This window comes from Lysobacter sp. yr284 (genome assembly GCF_900107375.1).
Classification (GTDB): Bacteria; Pseudomonadota; Gammaproteobacteria; order Xanthomonadales; family Xanthomonadaceae; genus Lysobacter.
Window position 1 is genome coordinate 218016 of the sequence record NZ_FNPT01000005.1, and the last position, 22095, is coordinate 240110.

A 22095-nucleotide genomic window follows, 5' to 3' on the forward strand; every position below is an offset into this window, starting at 1 on the left:
AGCATCGGGCCTGAAGGCCTTCCCAAGCGCAGCGGCCGGCGAGGCTGTGCTGTAGTGGGAGGGCCTTCAGGCCCGATGCTTTTCGCTCAGTTCGCCGCGCGACCCGCCGCGCTCAATGCCCGCGCTTGCGCCCCGCTGCCGGCCTGGCTGCCGGCCTGGCCGCCGGCTTCGCCGCCACCGGCGCCGCGCCGCCGCGCATCGCCGCCGCGCGCCGCGCGGCGTTGGCGCGGATGTCCATGTAGAACAGCTGGTAATCGTTGACGTGCTGGTCGCCGCCGAACCACCACTGCCGCCATTCGCCGTCCGGCAACGTGGTCTGCAGCAGGCCGTCGCCGTCGCAACGCGCGCTCAGCCGCCGCGGTTGCGGCTCCGGCAGCGGACGGTTGCGCTCGGCGTGGATCGCGCCCAGATGCGCCGATTGCGGGCTGGACTCGCCGTCCGCGCGCCAGGTCACCGGGTTCACGCACAGCAGGCGCGGATGCTCGACGCTGCGGAAGCCGCCGGGGTACCAGGCGCGCACCTGATCGAAGCGCTTGGGCCGTTCGCCCGGCTCGAACGCGCCGGCCTCGATCGCGTTGAAGAACACCGCGCAGCCGGTCTGCTCGGGCGTCGCGCACAGCGGCACGCCCGGGATCGTACGCCGCAGCGCGTCCTCGGGCACCGCCGCGCCGACCAGATAGGCCGCGACTAGGCGCTTGCGCAACGCCGGGTCGGCGGACAGGTCGGACATCAGTTCCGACACCAGGCGCAGACCGTGGCCGCTGCCCTGGCTGTGCGCGGCGATGATGAAGGGGCGCCCGTGCGACCACTGGGTCACGAAGGTCTCGAACGCCGCGCGCACGTCGCGGTAGGCCAGGTCCAGGGCCTTGTCGCGGTCGGCGTCGGAGCTGGAGAGGTAACCGTTGAGGGTCATCTGCCGGTACTGCGGCGCATACACCCGGCCGACCTCGTTGAAGGCGCTGGCCTGCGCGCGCAAGGCGAATTCGGTGCCGCGGTTGGCCTGCTCGTCGTCGAGCGGCTGGTTCCAGCCGGCGCGGCTGAAATAGGTGGTGGGATGGATGAAGAACACGTCCACGGGCGCATCCGCCTGGCGGTTGCGCATGCCGATCGGGGTGGCGTCGGCGCCGTCGCGCTTGTCCGGCAGCGCCGCCCAGAAGCGCGCGTCGCGGTAGTCCGGCGCGGCCGGTTCGGGGGTGCGGTCGAACTCGCGCTTGGGATCGAGCACCATCCGCTTCACCGGGGTGACCACCCGCTGCATCGGGGTGCAGCCCGCGCTGCACGCCAACGCGACCGCCACCAGCCAACCCGCGCCGTTCTTCATGCCCACCTGCCCGTAGTCTGGAATGCCGGCGCGGCCGGAAGGATTCCGGCAACGCCGCGCCGCATTCTAGGACGGCCGCACGGTACGTGTCGGCCGATTTGCACGGATTATGTGGTGCCGGCATGTAGCCGCCGCGTCGTAAGCTTTTGCGGTTTGTAACAAAGGGTGACTGCGACCGGTTTCCCGGTGCGCACCGGCCCGATGCGCGGCCCCGGGCACCGCCGCGGCGTTCAGCCAGCCAGCCGCAGCACGTCGTCGAGCAGGCCCGCGGCGGTGACCTCGGCGCCCGCGCCGGGGCCCTGGATCGCCAGCGGCTGGGCGCGATAGCGGTCCGACCAGATCGCGACCTTGTTGTCGGTGCCGGCGCCGCCGGCGAGCGGATGGTCGCCGGGCAGGGACTGCAGCCCGACCTGGGCGACGACGCGGCCGTCCGCCGCGCGCTCCAGGCGGGCGATGAAGCGCAGCCGCTCGCCGTTCTTGTAGGCCTGCGCGTAGCGCTCGCGCAGCGGCGCGTCGAGCGCCGGCAGCGCGGCGTCGACGCCTTCGCGGCTGAGGATCGCCAGTTCCGGCGGCACCAGCGAGGCGACCTCGACCTCGCCCGCCTCCAGCGCCACGCCGGCCGCGCGCGCCAGGATCAGCAGCTTGCGCCGCACGTCCTCGCCGGACAGATCGTCGCGCGGGTCCGGCTCGGTGTAGCCGGCGTCGCGCGCCTGCCGCACCAGCGCCGAGAACGGGCGCATGCCGTCGTACTGGTTGAACAGCCACGCCAGCGAGCCCGACAGCACCCCGGCGATGGCGTGGATGCGGTCGCCGCCGGCCTGCAGCTCGCGCAAGGTGCGCAGCAGCGGCAGGCCCGCGCCGACCGTGGCGCTGTCGCCGTAGCCGGCGCCGCCGGACGCGCAGGCCTCGCGGATCGCGCGCCAGCGCGCCAGGGTGGTGCCCTGGCCGATCTTGCACGCGGTGACCACGTGGATGCCCTGCGCCAGCCATTGCGCATGGCGCTCGGCGACCGCCTCGCTGGCGGTGGCGTCGATCACCACGCGCGCGCCGCAGCCGCCGGCCAGGGCCTCGGCCACGCTGTCGAGCGAGCTGCGCTGGTCAGACGCGGCCAGCGCGCTGGCCGCGTGCTCGGGCACGATCCCACCGGCGTCGGCCGCGGCGCGGCGCGAATTGGCCACGTGCACCAGCTGCAGGCGTTCGCCGAGCGGACCGCCGCGCCAGCCGCCCAGCCGCGCCAGCACCGCGCCGCCGACCGTGCCGGTACCGAGCAATGCCACCCGCGCAGGCGCCGCGCCGACCGTTGGGGAGGGACGCAGCGCCGGCGCCTGCGCGATGGCTTCGGCCCCGTGCAGGGCGCTGGCGGCGACGGCGCTCATCGTTTCGCGCGCGCCGCCGTGGCCACCGCGGCGCTGGCGCGGTCGAGCGCGGCCTGCAGATCGGCGATCAGGTCGTCGACGTGCTCGATGCCCACCGACAGGCGCAGCAGGCCGTCGCCGATGCCGGCGGCGGCGCGCGCTTCCGGCGACATCGCCGCGTGGGTCATGGTCGCCGGATGCGCGACCAGGCTCTCCACGCCGCCGAGCGATTCGGCCAGGGTGAAGCAGGTCAGGCCGTCGACGAACGCGCGCACCGCATCCACGCCGCCGTCGATCTCGACGCTGAGCATCGCGCCGAAACCCTTCTGCTGGCGCGCGGCCAGCGCATGGCCCGGATGCGAGGCCAAGCCCGGGTAATGCACCACGCGCACGGCCGGATGCGCATCCAGCAGTTCGGCGATGGCCTGGGTGTTTTCCTGGTGCACGCGCAGGCGCGCATCGAGCGTGCGCAGCCCGCGCAGGGTCAGGAAGGCGTCGAACGGCGAGCCGGTCAGGCCCAGCGCATTGGCCCACCACACCAGCTTCTGGTGGTGGTCCTCGCTCTTGGCCACGACCGCGCCGCCGACCACGTCGCTGTGGCCGTTGATGTACTTGGTGGTGGAGTGCACGACCAGGTCGGCGCCGAACGCGATCGGCCGCTGCAGCGCCGGCGACAGGAAGGTGTTGTCGACCACGGTCAGCGCGCCCTTGGCCTGCGCGGCCTCGATCACGAAGCGCAGGTCGGTGATGCGCAGCAGCGGGTTGGACGGGGTCTCGATCCAGACCACGGCCGGATCGCTCGCCAGCGCCTCGGTCAGCGAACGCGGGTCGGTCAGGTCGGCGGTGATCAGCTCGAACGCGCCCTTGGCGGCGAGCGCGTTGAACAGGCGCCAGCTGCCGCCGTAACCGTCGTGCGGCACCACGATGCGGTCGCCGGGCTTGAGGAAGGCGTGCAGCACCAGGGTGATCGCGGACATGCCGGTGGAAGTGATCACGCCGCCGGCGCCGCCTTCGAGTTCGGCCAGCGCCTCGCCGAGCAGGTCGCGGGTCGGGTTGCCGCTGCGGGTGTAGTCGTACTGGCGCTTGTCGTTGAAGCCGGCGAAGCTGAAGTTCGACGACAGCACGATCGGCGGGGTCACCGCGCCGTAGGCGGTATCGCGGTCGATGCCGGCGCGCACGGCGGCGGTACAGGCGTTGCGGGCGAGGGTCGGGGTCGATTCGGTGGTCATGCGGGCCGCTCCTTAGTAGTGAATGCTCAGGCGGCCGCCGACGTACAGTTGGCCAACGCTTCGCGAAGAATGGTGTCGATCTGGGACTGTTCTTTCAGGCAGGCGTCGTGGCCGTAGATCGAGCGCAGCACGCGCAGGCGGGTTTCGCCGCGCAGGCGCTCGACCAGGTCGTGGGCGTCGCCCAGCGGGATCAGGCGGTCTTCGCCGACCGCGACCACGGTGACCGGCAGGCGGATCGAGGCTGGATCGACCTGCTGCAGGTCGATGGATTCCGACAGGCGCAGGAACGCGGTCGGCGAGGTGCGGGCCACGTACTTGTGGCCGCAGTGGTCCAGATAGTCCTCGGCGTCCACGCGCACGCGGCCGTCGACGACCTGCGCGGCGCCGAAGCGCTCGGCGAATTCTTCCGGGGTGCGGTAGCTCAGCACCGCCAGCTCGCGCGCCAGCGCCAGGCCCTGCGCTTCGTCGCACTGCAGCGCGCCGAGCGCGACCGCGCGGCGCTGCAGCGCGCGCCAGGCGGCGGCATACGGATGGGCGCGGTGGGTGCCGCTGATCGAGACCAGCGACTGCAGCCGCTGCGGATGGCGCGCGGCGAACTGCAGGCCGACCATGGCGCCGTAGGAATAACCGACGAAGGCCTGTAGGCGGGCGATCTTCAGCGCATCGAGCAGGACCGCGACGGCGTCGGCCTGGTCGGCCGGATCGATCGCCGCGTCGAGCGTGCCGTCGGCGCCGATCCAGTCGAACGAGACCAGGCAGTGCTGCGCCGGATCCAGCGAACGGCCCGCGCCGACCTGGCTTTCCCACCAGCCCGCCTCGGCGAATTCGCGGCTCGGCGCGAGGTGGCGGTGGGCGGAGATGCCGCCGGCGACGAACAGCGCCGGCAACGCGCGGTCGCCCTGGATTTCGTAGCGCAGGCGCAGCGCGCGGCGGCCGGCGTGGCGCAGGTCGAGTTCGATCGCGATCTCGCCGCGGACGGCGCGCGGCGCCGGCGCACGCTCGAAGGCGGCGGCCGAGGCGGCATAGGAAGCGTAGGAATCGCTGCGTTCGACGCTGGCGGCGCGGCTGTCGACGGTGCTGGGGGCGAAGCTCATGGCGGGCATCCGGAAGTGAACGGACCACCGAGCTTGCAAGTCGCGCACGCGCTGCTGGGCGCGTGTTCGCAACCATCTTCCGACCAACGCCTCTACGTCTCGATGACGGGGCGGGCCGCAGGAATTGGCACCTTCACGCAGCTTGCGCTGCGTTGGGTTGCCCCGGCTTCTAAGGGCCTGTCCCTCAGCCGGTCTCGATGGATGGGCACAGTCTGCCGAGCGTATGGAGGCGTGTCAATCGCTTCATCCGCATATAGCGATTTATTATTTAGCCGCCCGGCCCGAGGGCCGCCGCCGCGGCCCGGCGATGCCCGGATCGCGCCCGCGCGGGCCGCGCCGACACCCGCTCGCCATCGCCGCCGCATACACTTGCGCCGATGAACAGCCGCCTCGTCGCCGTCCTGCTCGCCACCGTCCTGCTGTCCGCCTGCGCATCCGCGCCGCCGCGGCCGGCCGAACCGCGCCGCAGCGCCGAGCTGCCGCCGGGAACGCGCAGCCTGCCCGAACGCTTCGTCTCCGCGCCCCAGGCGAGCGACGAACTGGACTCGCTGGCGACCTGGCCCGTCGCCGACGGCTCGACCTGGCTGATCGCCACCGCCAAGTCGACCCACCGCCTGGCCGTGTACGACGCCGACAGCGGCCGGCGCCTGCGCGAATTCGGCGAGAAAGGCGCGGCGCTGGGCCAGTTCAGGCGCCCCAACGGAGTCGCCGTGTTCGGCGACTACCTGTTCGTGGCCGAGCGCGACAACCACCGCGTGCAGGTGCTGCGCCTGCCCGAGTTCGCGCCGCTGGCCAGCTTCGGCGAGGCGCAGTTGCGCAGCCCGTACGGCCTGTGGGTCAACGAGACCGCGCCGGACGAGCTGGAGGTCTATGTCACCGACAACTTCATGTACGGCGCCAAGTTCGACCAGGTGCCGCCGCTGAACGAACTCGACCAGCGGGTGCGCCGCTACCGCCTGCGCTTCGACCCCGACGGCCGGGTCGGCAGCGAATACCTGGGCGCGTTCGGCGACACCAGCGACGCCGCCGCGCTGCGCATCGTCGAATCCATCGCCGGCGACGCCGCCGGCGACCGCCTGCTGGTCGCCGACGAAGACCTGAGCCACGGCTCGACCCTGCGCGAGTACAGCCTGGCCGGCCGCGCCACCGGCCGCGCCCTGCCCGCCGGCAGCTTCGCCGCCCAGGCCGAGGGCGTGGCGCTGTGGAGCTGCGCGCGCGGCGCCGGCTACTGGGTCGCGGTCGACCAGCTCGACCCGCAGACCGTGTTCCATGTCTACGAACGCGACAGCCTGCGCCCGGTCGGCAGCTTCCGCGGCGAGCGCACCGCGCACACCGACGGCATCGCCCTGCACGCGGCCGCCACCCGCGCGTTTCCCTACGGCGCGCTGTACGCGGTCGACGACGACCGCTCGGTCGCCGCCTTCGACCTGGGCGACGTCGCCCGCGCCCTGCAACTGCAATCGGACTGCCTCGACTAAGCCCGCCCTCTCGCCAGCCCCGACGGGCCTTGCCGCCGAACCATGCCGCGTCCGACTTCCTTCATCGTCCTCAGCCTGATCCTCGCCGCCGCCACGCTCGCCGCGCCGGCGGCGCGGGCCGGCAAGCTCTATCGCTGGACCGACCGCAACGGCGTCACCCACTACGGCGACCGCGCGCCCAGCGACGCGCTCGCCGCCGCGACCGGCGCGGCCGAGGTCAAGGTGATTCCGTACCGCTCCGAGCCCGGCTCGATCGCGCGCCTGCGCGTGCAGCAGGACGGCGACCGCTACCTGGCCTGGGCCGACAACAGCCTGGCCGGGCCGATCGAGGTGCGGCTGGACTTCAACCACAGCAACAACATCATCGGCAGCCCGCTGCTGCCGGCCAGCGCCACCCTCGACCCGCGCGCCAGCGCGGTGGTCAGCGTGCTCAGCGCGCAGGACCCCGGCCGCGGCGGCGATTTCGAGCTGAGCATGCGCTCGGTGCCGGGCGACCCGCGCGCGCGGCCGCAGAACGCCGAGTACCTGCTGCCGCTGCGCCAGCAGCAGTTCCGCATCGACCAGGGCTACGGCGGCCACTTCAGCCACAGCGAGCCCGAGCACCGCTACGCGATCGACTTCGCCGCCGACATCGGCACCCCGGTGCTGGCCGCGCGCGAGGGCACGGTGATGCAGGTCGAGTCGGACTTCGACAAGGCCGGGCTGAACCTGGAGAAGTTCGGCGACCGCGCCAACTTCGTGCGCATCCTCCACGACGACGGGACCATGGCCCTGTACGCCCACCTCAAGGCCGACGACGGGGTGATGGTGCGGGTCGGCCAGCGCGTGCGCGCCGGCCAGCAGATCGGCCTGTCCGGCAACACCGGCTTCAGCACCGGCCCGCACCTGCACTTCGCCGTGCAGGTCAACCGCGGCATGCGCCTGGAGTCGATCCCGTTCCGCATGACCGGCCCGCAGGGCCCGCTGCGCCTGGGCGGCGGGACCCGCTAAGTCCCGCAGCCCCCTGTAGGAGCGACGCGAGTCGCGACCGCGGGGCTTCAAGCTCGCGCCGGCCGCCGCAGGTCGCGGCCGCGACTCGCGTCGCTCCTACAGGGGGACCGCCCGGGCACCCGCCCGGCCGGCAGGTATAATCCCCGCCCTCTCCTGCCTACCCGACGCGCCCCGGGCGCGCCGTTCCCATGTCCGAAGTCACCCAGCAAGCCCTGCGCCGCCGCACGTTCGCGATCGTCTCGCACCCCGACGCCGGCAAGACCACCCTGACCGAAAAGCTGCTGCTGTTCGGCGGCGCGATCCAGATGGCCGGCTCGGTCAAGGGCCGCAAGGCCGCGCGCCATGCCACCTCCGACTGGATGGCGCTGGAAAAGGAGCGCGGCATCTCGGTGACCTCCTCGGTGATGCAGTTCCCCTACGAGGGCCGCATCGTCAACCTGCTCGACACCCCCGGCCACGCCGACTTCGGCGAGGACACCTACCGCGTGCTGACCGCGGTGGACTCGGCGCTGATGGTGATCGACGTGGCCAAGGGCGTGGAGGAGCGCACGATCAAGCTGATGGAGGTGTGCCGCCTGCGCGACACCCCGATCATGACCTTCATCAACAAGCTCGACCGCGAAGGCAAGAACCCGATCGACCTGCTCGACGAAGTCGAAAGCGTGCTCGGCATCCAGTGCGCGCCGATCACCTGGCCGATCGGCATGGGCCAGCGGCTCAAGGGCGTGGTCCACCTGCTGACCGGCGAGGTGCACCTGTACGAACAGGGCCGCAACTTCACCCGCCAGGACTCGACCATCTTCGCCTCGATCGACGACCCGGCCCTGGCCGCGCGCATCGGCGAGAACATGCTGGCCGAACTGCGCGAGGAGCTGGAACTGGTCGAAGGCGCCTCGCATCCGTTCGACAAGGCCCGCTACCTGGCCGGCGAGCAGACCCCGGTGTTCTTCGGCTCGGCGGTCAACAACTTCGGCGTGCAGCTGCTGCTGGACTTCTTCGTCGAGCACGCGCCGGCGCCGAAGCCGCGCGAGACCACCGGCCGCGAGATCCAGCCGACCGAGGACAAGCTCACCGGCTTCGTGTTCAAGATCCAGGCCAACATGGACCCGCAGCACCGCGACCGGGTCGCGTTCATGCGCATCTGCTCGGGCAAGTTCAGCGCCGGCATGAAGGCCTTCCATTCGCGCACCGGCAAGGAGCTCAAGCTCGCCAACGCGCTGACCTTCATGGCCTCCGACCGCGAGATCGCCGAGACCGCCTTCCCCGGCGACGTGATCGGCATCCACAACCACGGCACGATCTCGATCGGCGACAGCTTCAGCGAAGGCGAGAACCTGTCCTTCACCGGCATCCCCAACTTCGCCCCGGAACTGTTCCGCCGCGCGCGCCTGCGCGATCCGCTCAAGCTCAAGCAGCTGCAGAAGGGCCTGGCGCAGCTGTCGGAAGAAGGCGCGACCCAGTTCTTCCGCCCGCTGATGAGCAACGACCTGATCCTCGGCGCGGTCGGCGTGCTGCAGTTCGACGTGGTCGCTTACCGTCTGAAGGACGAGTACAGCGTCGACGCCAGCTTCGAGCAGGTCAGCGTCGCCACCGCGCGCTGGATCCGCTGCGACGACGCCAAGAAGCTCGAGGAATTCCGCGAGAAGAACGCGATGAACCTGGCCATCGACGCGGCCGGCGAGCTGGTCTACCTCGCCCCGACCCGGGTCAACCTGCAGCTGGCGCAGGAGCGCGCGCCGGGCGTGCAATTCCTGGCCACGCGCGAGCACGCCCACGCCGTCGCGGTCGACTGAGCCCCGTGTCGCGCCTGCGCCAATGGTGGTTGTACTTGTTGAGCAAGCGCAGCGAAGTCGCCGCGCTCGACTACAAGGACGCCTACATGGGCAAGGTGATCATGGACATCCACCGCCTGCGCAGCGACAAGGCGCAGGCGCTGGTGCCGCTGCACGCGCTGCAGCCGATCCACCGCATCGACCGCGAATCGGCGCTGCAGGCCACCCGCGCCCGCGCCCAGGCGCTGGCCGCGCGGCGCGAGGAACTGCTCGCGCGCGGCCGGCTCGACCTGGCCGCGCTGGCCGAGATCATCCCGTCGGTCTCGCAGATCAAGGTGGTCGCCGACGGCGCGCGCTGGCTCGCGTTCGAGGGCAACGGCCGCCTCTACGCCATGCGCGAGGCGTTCGGCGACAACTGCGAACTGCTGGTGGAAGTCGAGGAATACCGCTTCCCCAAGCCGCACAAGATCCAGCGCCGGCTGCGGCGGGTCCGCACGCTCAACGCATTGGAGTGAGCGCGTCGCGACTACGCCGCAACGCCGCGATCCCCCTGGAGCGGCGCAAGCCGCGACCGCGACAACGAAACCACGACGCAGCCGCCCGAAGCGAGCCGCAACCGCACGATCGCGGCCCGCACCGCGCCAGCCGCCGCACCCACCGCTGCCCGGACCCGCTCGCCCAACGACGCAGCACCGCCGCCCACGCTCGGCTAGCCTGTCTGCCCCGGCGTTCGGCCGGCATCGCGAGGAACGGGCATGGGCATGGCGTTGGTGATCCTGGGTTGCGCAGTCGGCCTGGCCGGCGCGCTGTGGCTGCTGGCGCTGGCGTTCCGGGAACACATCGGCTGGGGCGTCGGCGCGCTGCTGTTCGCGCCGGTCCTGGCGCTGTTCGCCGTGCTGCACTGGGATCGCGCGCAAACCCCGGCGCTGCTGAACCTGGCCGGGCTGGCGCTGGCCGCGATCGGCGTGTTCATGGGCGCGGCGCCGATGCGCGAGGCGGGATGAATCCGGTCAGCGGCGTCGCCGCGGCGCCCGGCTTGAGCGCAGCGCCGCGTCGATTCGCGACGCCGCGCACTTAACCCCAACGGTCGGTTCGCCCACGCCGTTAGCATTTGCCCCGCAGCGCGCTAGGATGCGAGGACCATGCCCGCCGCCCACGCCCCCGCACACGGCGACCACTCGATCCGCGAGGAGTTCGCCAACGCCCTCACCCACGGTCTCGGCGCCACCGCCGCGCTGGCCGGCGGGTCGGTGATGATCACCCTGGCCGCGCTGCACGGCGACGGCTGGCAACTGGGCAGCGCGATCGTGTTCGGCATCAGCCTGCTGCTGCTGTACATCGCCTCCACCCTCTACCACGCGATCCAGCACCCGGTGGCCAAGGGCCGGCTCAAGGTCTTCGACCATTGCGCGATCTACCTGCTGATCGCCGGCACCTATACCCCGTTCACCCTGATCGGCCTGCGCGGCCCGTGGGGCTGGGGCCTGTTCGCGGCGATCTGGGGCCTGGCCGCGGCCGGGATCGTGTTCAAGCTGTACTACACCGGCCGCTTCAAGCTGCTGTCCACGGCGATCTACATCGCCATGGGCTGGCTGGTGCTGGTGGCGATCAAGCCGCTGCTCGACGCGCTCGACGCCTGGACCCTGGGTTGGCTGCTCGCCGGCGGCCTGTGCTACACGCTGGGCACGGTGTTCTACCACCGCCCGTCGCTGAAGTACTCGCACGCGATCTGGCACCTGTTCGTGGTCGCCGGCAGCGTCTGCCATTACATCTCGGTGCTGTCGCAGGTCGTGCCCTCGCCGGAAACGATGGCGGCCTGAACGCCGCACGCCGCGTCCACCGCGCATTCACCTTCGCTTTACCGGCCCGTGGCGATGGTGGGGCCAACGTAGCGAACAGGCCCGTAGCGATGGGCCGGCTCCCGGACTGACGAGACTTGGCCGAAACCGGCCCGGCGCCAGTTCCGACTTGCATCGCCGCCGGCTCGCGCCTTCCCGCGATGAACTCTCCCGACTTGCGAACGCCCGACTCCACCGTCGCCGCCAGCGCCGGCCCGCCCGATGCGGGCGCTCCCGCGCCGCCGCGCGCGTGGCCCCGTCGCCATCCGTGGCTCAGCGCGCTCGGCCTGCTGGCCGCCGGCGTCGCGATTCTGATCGCGCTGTGGGACTGGAACTGGTTCAAGGGCCCGATCGAACGCCAGGTCGAGGCGCGCACCGGGCGCAAGCTGCAGATCGGCGGCAATCTCGACGTCGACCTGGGCCGGGTGCCGGTGATCCGCGCCGACGCGCTGAGCTTCGCCAACGCGGCGTGGGCGAAGGCGCCGAGCATGGCCAGCGTCCAGCGGCTGGAGCTGGCGATCGAGTTCTGGCCGCTGCTCAAGGGCGAGATCCGCATTCCCGACATCCGCCTGACCCAGCCGCGCGTGTACCTGCAGAGCGACCGCGAACACGGCGGCAACTGGGTGTTCGGCAGCGGCGGCGGCGAGCTGCCGACGTTCCGCCGCATCTGGATCGACGACGGCCGCCTGGAATTCCTCGACCCGGCCGGCAAGACCGACCTGCGCCTGGACATCGCCAGCCGCGAACCCAAGCGCGAAGACGCCGCGCCGCCGGTCGAGGTCGCCGGCAAGGGCCGCTGGAAGAACAACCCCTTCACCCTGCAAGGCCGCGCCGAATCGCCGCTGGAACTGCGCGACACGGTCAATCCCTACCGCATCGACCTGCGCGCCGTCGCCGGCGCCACCCGCGCCCACGCCCGCGGCGAACTGGTCGATCCCTTCCACCTGCGCGACTTCGACCTGCAGTTCGCGCTCAGCGGCAAGAACCTCGCCGACCTGTACCCGCTGATCGGCGTGGCGATCCCGCCGACCCCGCCGTACGCGCTCGACGGCCGCCTGCGCCGCAGCGACGCGCTGTGGCGCTACGACGGCTTTACCGGCAAGGTCGGCGACAGCGACCTGGCCGGCAACGCCAGCGTCGATACCGCCGGCCAGCGGCCCTACCTGCGCGCCGACCTGGTGTCCAAGCGCCTGGACTTCGACGATCTCGCCGGCTTCGTCGGCGCCGCGCCGCAAGGCGGCCGCGGCGAGAGCACCAACCCGGAACTGGCCGCGCAGCACGCCCGCCAGGACGCCAGCGCGCGGCTGCTGCCCGACACTCCGTACCACCTGGAAAAGCTGCGCTCGATGGACGCCGACGTGAAGCTCAAGGCCGCGCGCATCGAAGCGCCGGGCTGGCCGCTGGACGACATGCAGGCGCGCCTGCTGCTGGAAAACGGCCTGCTCAAGCTCGACCCGCTGAACTTCGGCGTCGCCGACGGCGACATCCGCTCCACCGTCACCATGGACGCGCGCGCCGCGACCCTGCGCACCCGCGCCGACATCCAGGCCCGCCGCCTCAACCTGGCCAAGCTGATGCCGGGGGTGAAGCTGGGCCAGGACGCGATCGGCAAGGTCGGCGGCCGCATCGCCCTGGCCGGCAGCGGCAACTCCATCGCCAAGATGCTCGGCGGCAGCGACGGCAGCGTCGCGGTCGGCATGGGCCAGGGCCAGATCAGCAACCTGCTGATGGAGTTCACCGGCATCGACGTGGCCGAGATCCTCAAGTTCAAGCTCACCGGCGACCACAAGATCCCGATCCGCTGCGGCTTCGGCGACTTCGCGGTCAAGGACGGGGTGATGACGGCCAAGTCGCTGGCCTTCGACACCAGCGACACCGTGCTGGTCGGCAGCGGCACCATCGACCTGAACCAGGAAACGCTCGACCTGACCATCCGTCCTAAGCCCAAGGACCGCAGCCTGTTGGCGCTGCGCACGCCGCTGCTGGTGACCGGCACGTTCAAGAACCCCAACGCGCGGCCCGACTACAAGCGCCTGGGCTTGCGCGGCGCCGCGGCGATCGCGCTCGGCGCGATCGCGCCGCCGGCGGCGCTGCTGGCGACGCTGGAACTGGGCCCGGGCAAGGACACCGGCTGCGTCGGCCACGTGGTGAATTGAGCGCCGACGTTCCGGCGGGCGCGCCGTTCGGGTGAGCGGTTGCGGCCCAGCGTTCCGCCCAAGCCAGCGCGAGCGTTCGCGCGCCGTGCGCGGCCCGCCGCCGCGCGCGGCCGCCGTCAGTGCGCCGCGGCGCGGATGTAGTCCTTGCCGTCGTAACGCAGGTAGATCGGGCTGATGTGGCCGTCGTCCTCGGTCTCTTCCACGTCGTACTCGAAGCCGCCATCGGCCGAGCGCCGCTGCGCCACCACCCGCAGCCGGCGCAGGCAGGACTCGAGGTCCTGATTGGAGGTCATCGACATCGAACCCAGATCGAATTCCAGGTGCCGCAGCTTCACCTCGCGGCCGTCGCGGCAACGCCCGCCGTCGCGCTTGGGATCGCTCGCCGCCTCGGCGCGCACCAACACCTGGTAGACGTCATCGCGCTTGCCCTGGGCGAGGATCGCGACGCTGTCGAACCGGTCCGCGCGCTGGTTGAAGAATTCGGCTGCGCTCTCCTCGAGGCTGCGCTCGGGAACGCCGACCGAGAGCGTGCGGCCGTCGGCCGAAATCGTGGCCGTGGCCGGGCCCTGGGCCAGGTCCGGCGGCGCGGCCGGCGCCGCGGCGACGGGCGGCCCGGCGTCGGCCGGCGCGGCGCGGTCGCAGGCGGCCAACGAAAGCGTCAACGCCAGCGCGCCTGCCACCGCGGCGCCATGCGGACGGAGCGAACGCAATCCATTCATCGAGCTGTGTATCCCTACGAAAGATGCCCGACGATAACAGCCGTGCGGCCGAGGCGGGAAACTCGGCGCGCCCAGCCCGCACGACGGCGCAGCGCGCCGGCTTCATCGGCGCGCGCGATGCCGAACAGGCGATGTCGAATCGTCCAATGCGCCAGACGCGACGCCGACGCCCGCGCCACGCGAACCGCCATCGCCTCGCCCGGCCGCGCGCGATGCCGCGCCGGACGCCGCGGCATCGCCGGCGACCCCGCTCAGCTGGCGATATAGCGCTGCAGTTGATCCAGCTCGACCCGCTGGTCCTCGATCACCGCCTTGACCAGGTCGCCGATCGACACCACGCCGACCACCTGGCCGTCTTCCAGCACCGGCAGATGGCGGATGCGCTTGTCGGTAACCAGTTGCATGCAGCGCTCGGCGGTGTCGCCCAGGCTCACGCTGATGACCTGCGCGGTCATGATGTCGCGCACCGGCGTGTCCGCCGACGAGCGTCCCTGCAGCACGATCTTGCGCGCGTAGTCGCGCTCGGACAGGATCCCGGCCAGGCGCGCGCCGTCCATCACCAGCACCGCGCCGATGCGTTTCTCGGCCATCAGCCGGATCGCCTCGATCACCGGCGCGTCCGGGCCGATCGCGAACACCTCAGGGGCTTTCGTCTCCAACAGTTGCCTTACTGTGCGCACGGCCGTCTCCTTGCGCGAGCGTGGGGAACGTAGGAACGCGAGTCTGCTGCGAGCATACTCCGGCCGCCGGCTGCCAGGTGTCGACGAGATATAAAGGCCGGCGCTTGGATTCCTCGTACAGCCGGCCCAGGTACTCGCCGATCAGCCCCAGCGCGATCAGCTGCACCCCGCCGAGGAACAGGATCACCGCCATCATCGTCGGCCAGCCCTGCACCGGATCGCCGAACAGCAGCGCCTTGAGCACCACCTTGAGCGCGAAGGCGAACGCCAACGCCGCCGTGGCCAGGCCCAGGTAGGTCGCCAGCCGCAGCGGCGCGGTGGAGAAACTGGTGATGCCCTCCAGGGCCAGGTTCCACAACCGCCAGAAATTGAACTTGCTGCGCCCGGCCGCGCGCGCGCCGCGGTGATACGGCACCCCCACCCGGTTGTAGCCGACCCAGCCGAACAGGCCCTTCATGAACCGGTGGCGCTCGCGCAGCTGCCGCAGCGCCGCCAGCGCGCGCGGCGAGAGCAGGCGGAAGTCGCCGGTATCGGCCGGGATCGGGGTGCGCGACAGCCGCCCGATCACCCGGTAGAAGGCGTGCGCGCTGGAGCGCTTGAACCAGCCCTCGCCCTCGCGTTCCAGGCGGGTGCCGTAGACGTCGTCGTAGCCTTCGCGCCACTTGGCCACGAACTGCGGGATCAGCTCCGGCGGGTCCTGGCCGTCGGCGTCCAGGATCAGCGCCGCGCCGGTCTCGACCAGGTCCAGCCCGGCGGTCAGCGCCGCTTCCTTGCCGAAATTGCGCGACAGCCGCAGCAGGCCCACGCGCGGATCGGCCGCGGCGAAGCCCAGCAGGATCGCCCAGGTCGCATCGCGGCTGCCGTCGTCCACGTACAGCACCTGCCCGTCGACGCCGTCGCCGGCCAGCGCGTCGAGCGCGGCGGCGATACGCGGCTGCAGCAGGGGCAGGCTCTGCGCTTCGTCGAAGGCGGCCAGGACGACGGTGACGCGTTCGCGGTTCATGCCGCGCATAGTAACGACGGCGGCCGGCGCGGGCACGGCCGCCGGGCTGTGCCGGCTCGCATCGACCGGTGTTTCCGGCCCCTGCCGGCCGCGGGGCTTCGCCGTCGCCCGAGGCGGCCGCCGACGGATTCGGCGGCGGCCGGACCCGGCGGTTTCCCGCTCAGCCGATTCGCCGGCGCGGCGCCGCGCTCATTCGATCTGCTTGAGGTAGCCGCTGCCGCCGATGTTGCGCATCTGCCGCTGGATCGCATTGGTGCGCCGCTGCACGTAGGGGCCCGGCTTGACGATGCTGTAGCGCTTGGGATTGGGCAGCACCGCGACCATGCGCGCGGCCTCCGCCGGCGCGAGCCGGACGGCGTCCTTGCGGTAATAGGTGCGCGCGGCGGCCTGCGCGCCGTACACGCCGTCGCCGAATTCGGCGATGTTGACGTAGACCTCCATGATCCGGCGCTTGGACCACATCGTCTCGATCAGCAGCGTGTACCAGGCCTCCAGGCCCTTGCGCACCCAGCTGCGCCCGGCCCACAGGAACAGGTTCTTGGCGGTCTGCTGGCTGACCGTGCTGCCGCCGCGGACCTTGCGCCCGCGCTCGTTGTTCTTGCGCGCCTTCTCGATCGCGCGCAGGTCGAAGCCGAAGTGCTCGGCGAAGCGCTGGTCCTCCGAGGCCACCACCGCCACCGGCAGGCTCGGCGAGATCTCGTCCAGGTCGCGCCAGTCGTAGGCCAGGCGGAAGCCGAAATCGCCCCCGCCCCAGGCCTGGCCCTGGCGGATCAGCATGAACGCCGAGAACGGCGGATCGACGAAGCGCAGCACCGCCACCTGCAGCGCCGAAGCCAGCACGAACAGGAACGGCAGGGCGAGCAACCAGCGCAGCCAGCGCCGCGCGCGCCGGGGCGGCGCGGCCGCGGACGGCGGCGCGGCGGCCGCGGCCGGAACCGGGCCGGGAGCCTTCATGTTCAAACCTTGCACCGGCGCATCCGCGTCCCCACTCTTGGCGCAGGACGGTCTGCCCGTGTCGGCCTCGCTCGCACCGGTCGCAACCGCATTGCCTTGCCCCCCCCGTTCACAGGAACGTGCGCATTATCCGCCAAGCCGCGTCCGGCGCATCCCGGTGCGGCGCTCGCGGCGTGCGCCGCTTGCCTTCCAAAGAGTACGACGACGATGACCGACCCCGTCTCCACCGACAGCCACGACCGCCTCACCCGCTTCCTGATCGAGGCCGCCGGCGTGCGCGGCGTGCACGTGCGCCTGGACCGGGCCTGGCAGCAGATCCGCGAACGCGAGCAGTACCCGCAGGCCGCCGCCGAACTGCTCGGCGAAGCCGCGGCCGCGGCGGCCTTGTTCACCGGCCACGCCAAGGTCGACGGCCGGCTGTCGGTGCAACTGCGCGGCGAAGGCGCGCTGCGCACCCTGTTCGCCGAATGCACCGCCGCCGGCACCCTGCGCGGCATCGTCCAGCTGGCCGAGGACGGCGGCGAAGTCTCGCGCGACCTGCGCCAGCTCGGCGCCAACGCGGTGCTGGCGATCACCATCGAGAACCCCAGCGCCGGCGGCCGCGACCCGATCCGCTACCAGGGCCTGGTGGCGCTGGAATCGGACTCGCTGGCCGGCGCCTTCGAAGGCTATTTCCGCCAGTCCGAACAACTGCCCACGCGGCTGCTGCTGGCCGCCGACGGCGACCGCGCCGCCGGGCTGATGCTGCAGAAGCTGCCCGGCGACGGCGGCGACGAGGACGGCTGGACCCGGGCCGGCGCCCTGTTCGACACCCTCGGCCAGGCCGAGCTGCTGGACCTGCCCGCCGACGCCCTGCTGCACCGGCTGTTCAACGAGGACGGCGTGCAACTGCTCGGCGGCAAGCCGCTGTCGTTCGCCTGTTCCTGCTCGCGCGAGCGGGTCGAGGCGATGCTGGTCTCGCTCGGCCGCGAGGAAGCCGAGGCCGCGGTCGAGGCCTCCGGCGGCGAGGCGCAGATCCGCTGCGAGTTCTGCGGCCAGAGCTACCGCTTCAGCCCCGACCAGGTGGCCGGCCTGTTCGCCGCCGCCGCGGCCGAACTGGAGGCGCCGCAGCGGGTCCAATGACCCGTCCAAGCAGCCGACCGGCGGTCGCCTGAACGGTCCCGGCCGCACCGATCTGGGACCGTTTTCTGATTGTTAAATAAACATAAACCCTCTATAGTCGATTCGTAATTCCGGGGAACTCGACCGGCTTCATTCGGTCTTAACGACGGTCCGCGCCAACACTCTTCCGTAATGTCCAAGCTCCTGCGCCAGTTGCCGCTTGCCCTGACCCTCGCCCTCGGCGTGGCGGCGGGCGCGCATGCGCAGGCCAAGCGCGACACTACTTATTTGCCGGTCTGGAACCAGAACAACGGCAAGCTGGAGTACCTGCTCCAGCTCGAACCGGCCGACCGCGCCGGCGTGCGCTGGAAGAGCGGCGCCAACACCCTCGACGCCACCGTCGGCCTCGACGCCAACGACGGCCTGGGCCTGGTCTGCGACCGCAAATCCGGCCTGGCCGGAGCGATCGGCAACCTCGCCAACCACTGCCTGCTGGCCGCGCTCGACGACGACGACCACAGCAACAACCGCCAGTTCTCGGCCGGGGCCAGCCTCAGCCGCCCGGGCGGACGGGTCGGCGTCGCCCTCGGCAACGGCCGCGAGACCCTGCCGGCCTGGATGAGCCCGAACAACCGGCCCAGCCGGGTCGACCAGAACACCCTCACCGTCTACGGCCAGAAGAACATCGGCCGTGAGGCGATGGTCTCCATCGGCGGCACCTGGGCCCGCGCCAAGCTGATTCCGGCCGGCGAGATGCCCAACCTGGCCGACCACTGGAACAGCAAGAGCATCACCGTCGGCGCCGCCTACGGCAATTTCGGCGCCAACATCGTCGGCCGCGTGGTCGACACGCCCGGCCAGCCGGGCCAGTGGGAAGGCCTGGGCGTCGGCCTGACCTGGCGCACCCCGTGGAGCGGCCAGCTCACCGTCGGCGCCGAGAACGTGGTCACCCGCGGCAAGAACCCGTTCGCGCCGGGCACCGGCGACAAGGACGAAGGCACCGTGCCTTACGTCCGCTACGAACAAGACCTCTGATCGGCCTGCGCGCAGACGCGCGCGCACCGCATCGCCGCTCCGCTCCCGTCCGTCCCGCCCCGCTGCCGCCCTCGGCGCGTCGTCGCGCGCCTGCCGCCCAGGCCTCAGCTACCAAATTTTTGTGACAAAAATCGCATTTCTACAATGAAATGCGTTTGGCATTCGCGCGGCATTCCATCGCACTCGACGCCGTCTGGCGCACATGGTTACGCCCGTAACTGCAAGCTGCGCCTGGATTTCTCCCCCTCGAACATACGCCAGGGAACGGATTGGTCGGGAGATCGCCGCCCCCCGGTTCTGTCACAAATGAACGCGCGGGGGCAATTAACAACACTTTAATTTTCTCCAGTGTGCGGGTACGATCCGGACAACTTGCTGGATTTGGCGTCTTTTTTGACATCACCGGCGAGGCCCCTGGGTACATCAGACAAGACTCGGAGAGAGAGAAATGACCTTCAAGACCACCCAGCTCCGCGACGCGATTACCTTCGCGCTCGCAGTGGGTAGCACCGCTTTGATCGGCACTGGCGCCGCATACGCCCAGAACGCCGAGAAGGAAGCGACGACGCTGGACCGCGTCGAAGTCACCGGTTCGCGCATCAAGCGCGCCGATATCGAGACCTCGCAGCCGGTCTTCTCGATGTCCCGCGTGCAGATCGAGCAGCAGGGCCTGACCTCGGTCGGCGACATCCTGCAGAACATCACCACGAACGGTTCTGCGCTCAACAGCACCTACAACAACGGCGGCAACGGCGAGACCCGCGTCGACCTGCGCAACCTCGGCGCCGACCGCACCCTGGTGCTGGTCAACGGCCGTCGTTGGGTCGGCGGCACCGGCCTGGGCGGCGCGGTCGACCTGAACACCATCCCGACCGCCGCGGTCGAGCGCATCGAAGTCCTGAAGGACGGCGCCTCGACGATCTACGGCTCCGACGCCATCGCCGGCGTGGTCAACATCATCCTGCGCCGCAATTTCGACGGCGCCGAAGCCAACGCCTACATCGGCCAGTTCGACAAGGGCGACGGCAGCCGCGAGGCCTACGACTTCACCATCGGCTCCACCTCCGACCGCTGGTCGGCGATGCTGGGCGTCGGCTACGTGAAGGAAGAGCCGATCTGGGCGGGCGACCGCAAGATCTCGGCCGTGCCGGTCTACGGCGCCGTGCCGGGCACCGGCAACAGCCCGAACACCCCCGACGGCCGCTTCGCCTACTTCGGCCCGATCCCGGGCGGCAGCGGCGCGACCCGTCTCGACGGCACCCCGGGCTACTTCGTCCCGAACGGCCAGCCGGGCGGTCGTCCGTACACCGCCGCCGACGCGTTCAACCACGCGCCGCTCAACTACCTGCTGACCCCGCAGGAGCGCACCTCGGTCTTCGGCGACGCCACGCTGAACATCACCGACAAGGTCTCGTTCCGCACCACGGTCACCTACAACGAGCGCAAGTCGCAGCAGATCCTGGCGCCGATGCCGGTCAGCCTGGGCCGCGCCGCCGCGGGCACCAACGCTGCCGACATCGTCATCAGCAAGGACAACGCCTACAACAACACCGGCCGCGACATCGACTACGTCCAGCGTCGTTTCGTCGAGACCGGCGGCCGCATCTACAACCAGAACGTCAAGACCTACGCCTTCAACGGCGTGTTCGAAGGCTCGTTCGACGTGGGCACCCGCAACTTCTCCTGGGAAGCGGGCATGTTCTACGGCAAGAACGACCAGACCGACACCACCAGCGGCTTCCAGAACGTCTCGGCCCTGCGCAACGCGCTTGGCCCGAGCTTCGTCGACGCCAACGGCCAGCTGCGCTGCGGCGCCAACGGCAACGCGATCGACCGCTGCGTTCCGCTGAACCTGCTCGGCGGCGCCGGCACCATCACCCGCGAGATGCTCGACTACGTCGGCTTCGAAGCGCACGACGTGTACGGCTACGAGCAGAAGACCTACTACGCCAGCATCGGCGGCGACCTGTTCGACCTGCAGGGGGGCGCGATGGCGTTCTCGTTCGGCCTGGAGCACCGCTCCGAGTCGGGCTTCGACCATCCGGACGGCCTGATCAACTCCGGCGACACCACCGGCAACGCCCGTACCGCCACTCAGGGCGGCTACGACCTGGACGAGGCCTACCTCGAACTGGCGATCCCGCTGCTGGCCGACCTGCCGGGCGCCAAGCTGCTCGACTTCAGCCTGGCCACCCGCTACTCGGACTACAGCAACTTCGGCGACACCCTCAACAGCAAGTTCGGTTTCCGCTGGAAGCCGATCGACGACCTGCTGATCCGCGGCAACTGGTCGGAGGGCTTCCGCGCTCCGTCCGTCAGCGAGCTGTTCTCGGGCGTGAGCGACACCTTCGAAGACGTGGCCGATCCCTGCGCCGGCTTCCTGCCGCCGGGCAACGTCCCGAACCCGAACCGTCCGGCGGGCTGCACCGGCACCCCGTACATCCAGTCCGCTTCGCAGATCCGCACCACCGTCGGCGGCAACCAGCAGCTGGGTCCGGAAAAGTCGAAGTCCAAGACCCTGGGCTTCGTCTACAGCCCGGGCTGGGCGCCCGGCCTCGACGTCGCCCTGGACTGGTGGAACGTCAAGATCGAAGACGCCATCTTCACCCAGACCGCGCAGGAAATGCTCGACACCTGCTACCGCCAGGGCAACAGCGCGGTGTGCGGCCTGATCCAGCGCGATCCGGCCACCGGCGAAATCGTCAACATGCTCGCCGTGCCGAACAACGTCGGTGAGATCGAAGTCGAAGGCTACGACCTGACCGTCGGCTACCGCCTGCCCGAGTTCACCTGGGGCAAGCTGTCGGTGAACTGGGATTCGACCTACATGACCGATTACACGGTCACCGATCCCATCACCACCGGCAAGAACCGCGTCGGCGAATACCGCGGCGGCTCGGCGCGCGACAACTACTTCCGTCTGCGTTCGAACCTGTCGCTGAACTGGGAACTGGGCTCGGTCGGCGCCACCGCCAACCTGCGCTACTACTCCAGCCAGACCGAAGACTGCGCCGGCGCCAACCTGGCCAACCCGGTCAACATCCCGCTGCTGTGCTCGGATCCGAACCGCGTCACCGCCGCTGGCAAGGACCCGGAGAACCACATCCCCAGCGTGACGTACACCGACCTGTCGGCTTACGTCCAGGTGCCGTGGAACGCCAAGGTCACCGTCGGCGTCAACAACGTGTTCGACCGCGACCCGCCGGGTTCGGCCACCACGTTCGCCAACAGCTTCGACCCGGCGTTCGAAGTCCCGGGCCGTTTCTTCTACATGCGCTACACCCAGCGTTTCTGAGCCTTCTAGGTTCCTGACGCTTCGACTACGGCCCCGCAAGGGGCCGTAGTTTTTTGTGCGCCTGGCGCCCGCCCC

At 70.8% G+C, this 22095-nt stretch carries 18 protein-coding genes and 1 riboswitch; of the genes, 10 read left to right on the plus strand and 8 right to left on the minus strand.

Annotation, left to right across the window (positions count from 1 at the left end):
- Positions 1 to 112: 112 nt before the first annotated feature.
- From BLV01_RS10915 to BLV01_RS10930, 4 genes are all read right to left on the minus strand, one after another.
- A complete protein-coding gene (locus BLV01_RS10915; RefSeq protein ID WP_091798758.1) occupies positions 113 to 1321 on the minus strand; it encodes a DUF3089 domain-containing protein in 1209 nt (402 codons plus the stop codon).
- Positions 1322 to 1551: 230 nt separating this feature from the next.
- Entirely contained in the window at positions 1552 to 2697 is a 1146-nt protein-coding gene (locus BLV01_RS10920; protein WP_091798761.1) for a homoserine dehydrogenase family protein, read from the minus strand.
- Complete coding sequence (locus tag BLV01_RS10925) at positions 2694 to 3905, minus strand: O-succinylhomoserine (thiol)-lyase (RefSeq protein WP_091798763.1); 1212 nt, start codon at positions 3903 to 3905, stop codon at positions 2694 to 2696. The genes BLV01_RS10920 and BLV01_RS10925 overlap by 4 nt, the downstream gene beginning before the upstream one ends.
- Positions 3906 to 3931: 26 nt before the next feature.
- The gene (locus BLV01_RS10930; RefSeq protein WP_091798767.1) at positions 3932 to 4999 is read right to left on the minus strand and encodes a homoserine O-succinyltransferase MetX; all 1068 of its coding nucleotides are present in this window, start codon (positions 4997 to 4999) and stop codon (positions 3932 to 3934) included.
- Between the two features lie 69 nt (positions 5000 to 5068).
- Positions 5069 to 5203, minus strand: a riboswitch (SAM riboswitch).
- 173 nt (positions 5204 to 5376) lie between these two features.
- Here BLV01_RS10930 and BLV01_RS10935 point away from each other — a divergent pair.
- The 7 genes from BLV01_RS10935 to BLV01_RS10965 all read left to right on the plus strand — a co-directional run bounded on the left by BLV01_RS10935 (position 5377) and on the right by BLV01_RS10965 (position 13233).
- On the plus strand, positions 5377 to 6477 hold the full coding sequence (locus BLV01_RS10935) for a hypothetical protein (RefSeq protein ID WP_091798770.1): 1101 nt from the start codon (positions 5377 to 5379) through the stop codon (positions 6475 to 6477).
- 42 nt (positions 6478 to 6519) lie between these two features.
- Positions 6520 to 7467: a peptidoglycan DD-metalloendopeptidase family protein gene (locus BLV01_RS10940; RefSeq protein WP_091798772.1), complete on the plus strand. Its 948-nt coding sequence runs from the start codon at positions 6520 to 6522 to the stop codon at positions 7465 to 7467.
- 188 nt (positions 7468 to 7655) lie between these two features.
- Positions 7656 to 9260, plus strand: coding sequence for a peptide chain release factor 3 (locus BLV01_RS10945; protein WP_091798775.1), 1605 nt, complete (start codon positions 7656 to 7658; stop codon positions 9258 to 9260).
- A 5-nt stretch (positions 9261 to 9265) separates the two neighbouring features.
- Entirely contained in the window at positions 9266 to 9754 is a 489-nt protein-coding gene (locus tag BLV01_RS10950) for a hypothetical protein (RefSeq protein WP_091798779.1), read from the plus strand.
- Between the two features lie 240 nt (positions 9755 to 9994).
- A complete protein-coding gene (locus tag BLV01_RS10955) occupies positions 9995 to 10243 on the plus strand; it encodes a hypothetical protein (RefSeq protein WP_091798782.1) in 249 nt (82 codons plus the stop codon).
- Positions 10244 to 10381: 138 nt separating this feature from the next.
- Positions 10382 to 11059, plus strand: coding sequence for a PAQR family membrane homeostasis protein TrhA (locus tag BLV01_RS10960; RefSeq protein ID WP_091798785.1), 678 nt, complete (start codon positions 10382 to 10384; stop codon positions 11057 to 11059).
- A 179-nt stretch (positions 11060 to 11238) separates the two neighbouring features.
- On the plus strand, positions 11239 to 13233 hold the full coding sequence (locus tag BLV01_RS10965; RefSeq protein ID WP_091798788.1) for an AsmA family protein: 1995 nt from the start codon (positions 11239 to 11241) through the stop codon (positions 13231 to 13233).
- Between the two features lie 116 nt (positions 13234 to 13349).
- On the opposite strand, the gene BLV01_RS10970 is transcribed toward BLV01_RS10965, so the two are convergent.
- The 4 genes from BLV01_RS10970 to mtgA all read right to left on the minus strand — a co-directional run bounded on the left by BLV01_RS10970 (position 13350) and on the right by mtgA (position 16589).
- A complete protein-coding gene (locus BLV01_RS10970) occupies positions 13350 to 13952 on the minus strand; it encodes a hypothetical protein (protein ID WP_139178614.1) in 603 nt (200 codons plus the stop codon).
- A gap of 251 nt (positions 13953 to 14203) precedes the next feature.
- Positions 14204 to 14632, minus strand: a complete 429-nt coding sequence (locus tag BLV01_RS10975; RefSeq protein WP_091798794.1) for a CBS domain-containing protein — start codon at positions 14630 to 14632, stop codon at positions 14204 to 14206.
- Entirely contained in the window at positions 14592 to 15635 is a 1044-nt protein-coding gene (locus BLV01_RS10980) for a glycosyltransferase family 2 protein (RefSeq protein WP_091798797.1), read from the minus strand. The genes BLV01_RS10975 and BLV01_RS10980 overlap by 41 nt, the downstream gene beginning before the upstream one ends.
- Before the next feature lie 189 nt (positions 15636 to 15824).
- Positions 15825 to 16589: a monofunctional biosynthetic peptidoglycan transglycosylase gene (gene mtgA, locus BLV01_RS10985; RefSeq protein ID WP_091798799.1), complete on the minus strand. Its 765-nt coding sequence runs from the start codon at positions 16587 to 16589 to the stop codon at positions 15825 to 15827.
- A gap of 207 nt (positions 16590 to 16796) precedes the next feature.
- Here mtgA and BLV01_RS10990 point away from each other — a divergent pair, with 207 nt between their 5' ends.
- From BLV01_RS10990 to BLV01_RS11000, 3 genes are all read left to right on the plus strand, one after another.
- The gene (locus BLV01_RS10990; protein WP_091798802.1) at positions 16797 to 17711 is read left to right on the plus strand and encodes an Hsp33 family molecular chaperone HslO; all 915 of its coding nucleotides are present in this window, start codon (positions 16797 to 16799) and stop codon (positions 17709 to 17711) included.
- Positions 17712 to 17882: 171 nt separating this feature from the next.
- Positions 17883 to 18725 (plus strand): XOO1806 family protein, encoded by an 843-nt coding sequence (locus BLV01_RS10995; RefSeq protein ID WP_091798805.1) that lies wholly within the window; start codon positions 17883 to 17885, stop codon positions 18723 to 18725.
- Positions 18726 to 19173: 448 nt separating this feature from the next.
- Positions 19174 to 22020 (plus strand): TonB-dependent receptor, encoded by a 2847-nt coding sequence (locus tag BLV01_RS11000; RefSeq protein WP_091798808.1) that lies wholly within the window; start codon positions 19174 to 19176, stop codon positions 22018 to 22020.
- The last annotated feature ends 75 nt before the right edge of the window (positions 22021 to 22095 follow it).

Coding starts and splice junctions, on each gene's coding strand:
- BLV01_RS10935 (WP_091798770.1), top strand. CDS start 5,377: ATGAACAGCCGCCTCGTCGCCGTCCTGCTCGCCACCGTCCTGCTGTCC.
- mtgA (WP_091798799.1), bottom strand. CDS start 16,589: ATGAAGGCTCCCGGCCCGGTTCCGGCCGCGGCCGCCGCGCCGCCGTCC.
- BLV01_RS11000 (WP_091798808.1), top strand. CDS start 19,174: ATGACCTTCAAGACCACCCAGCTCCGCGACGCGATTACCTTCGCGCTC.
- BLV01_RS10925 (WP_091798763.1), bottom strand. CDS start 3,905: ATGACCACCGAATCGACCCCGACCCTCGCCCGCAACGCCTGTACCGCC.
- BLV01_RS10960 (WP_091798785.1), top strand. CDS start 10,382: ATGCCCGCCGCCCACGCCCCCGCACACGGCGACCACTCGATCCGCGAG.
- BLV01_RS10940 (WP_091798772.1), top strand. CDS start 6,520: ATGCCGCGTCCGACTTCCTTCATCGTCCTCAGCCTGATCCTCGCCGCC.
- BLV01_RS10980 (WP_091798797.1), bottom strand. CDS start 15,635: ATGAACCGCGAACGCGTCACCGTCGTCCTGGCCGCCTTCGACGAAGCG.
- BLV01_RS10930 (WP_091798767.1), bottom strand. CDS start 4,999: ATGAGCTTCGCCCCCAGCACCGTCGACAGCCGCGCCGCCAGCGTCGAA.
- BLV01_RS10990 (WP_091798802.1), top strand. CDS start 16,797: ATGACCGACCCCGTCTCCACCGACAGCCACGACCGCCTCACCCGCTTC.
- BLV01_RS10920 (WP_091798761.1), bottom strand. CDS start 2,697: ATGAGCGCCGTCGCCGCCAGCGCCCTGCACGGGGCCGAAGCCATCGCG.
- BLV01_RS10965 (WP_091798788.1), top strand. CDS start 11,239: ATGAACTCTCCCGACTTGCGAACGCCCGACTCCACCGTCGCCGCCAGC.
- BLV01_RS10955 (WP_091798782.1), top strand. CDS start 9,995: ATGGGCATGGCGTTGGTGATCCTGGGTTGCGCAGTCGGCCTGGCCGGC.
- BLV01_RS10915 (WP_091798758.1), bottom strand. CDS start 1,321: ATGAAGAACGGCGCGGGTTGGCTGGTGGCGGTCGCGTTGGCGTGCAGC.
- BLV01_RS10945 (WP_091798775.1), top strand. CDS start 7,656: ATGTCCGAAGTCACCCAGCAAGCCCTGCGCCGCCGCACGTTCGCGATC.
- BLV01_RS10995 (WP_091798805.1), top strand. CDS start 17,883: ATGTCCAAGCTCCTGCGCCAGTTGCCGCTTGCCCTGACCCTCGCCCTC.
- BLV01_RS10970 (WP_139178614.1), bottom strand. CDS start 13,952: ATGAATGGATTGCGTTCGCTCCGTCCGCATGGCGCCGCGGTGGCAGGC.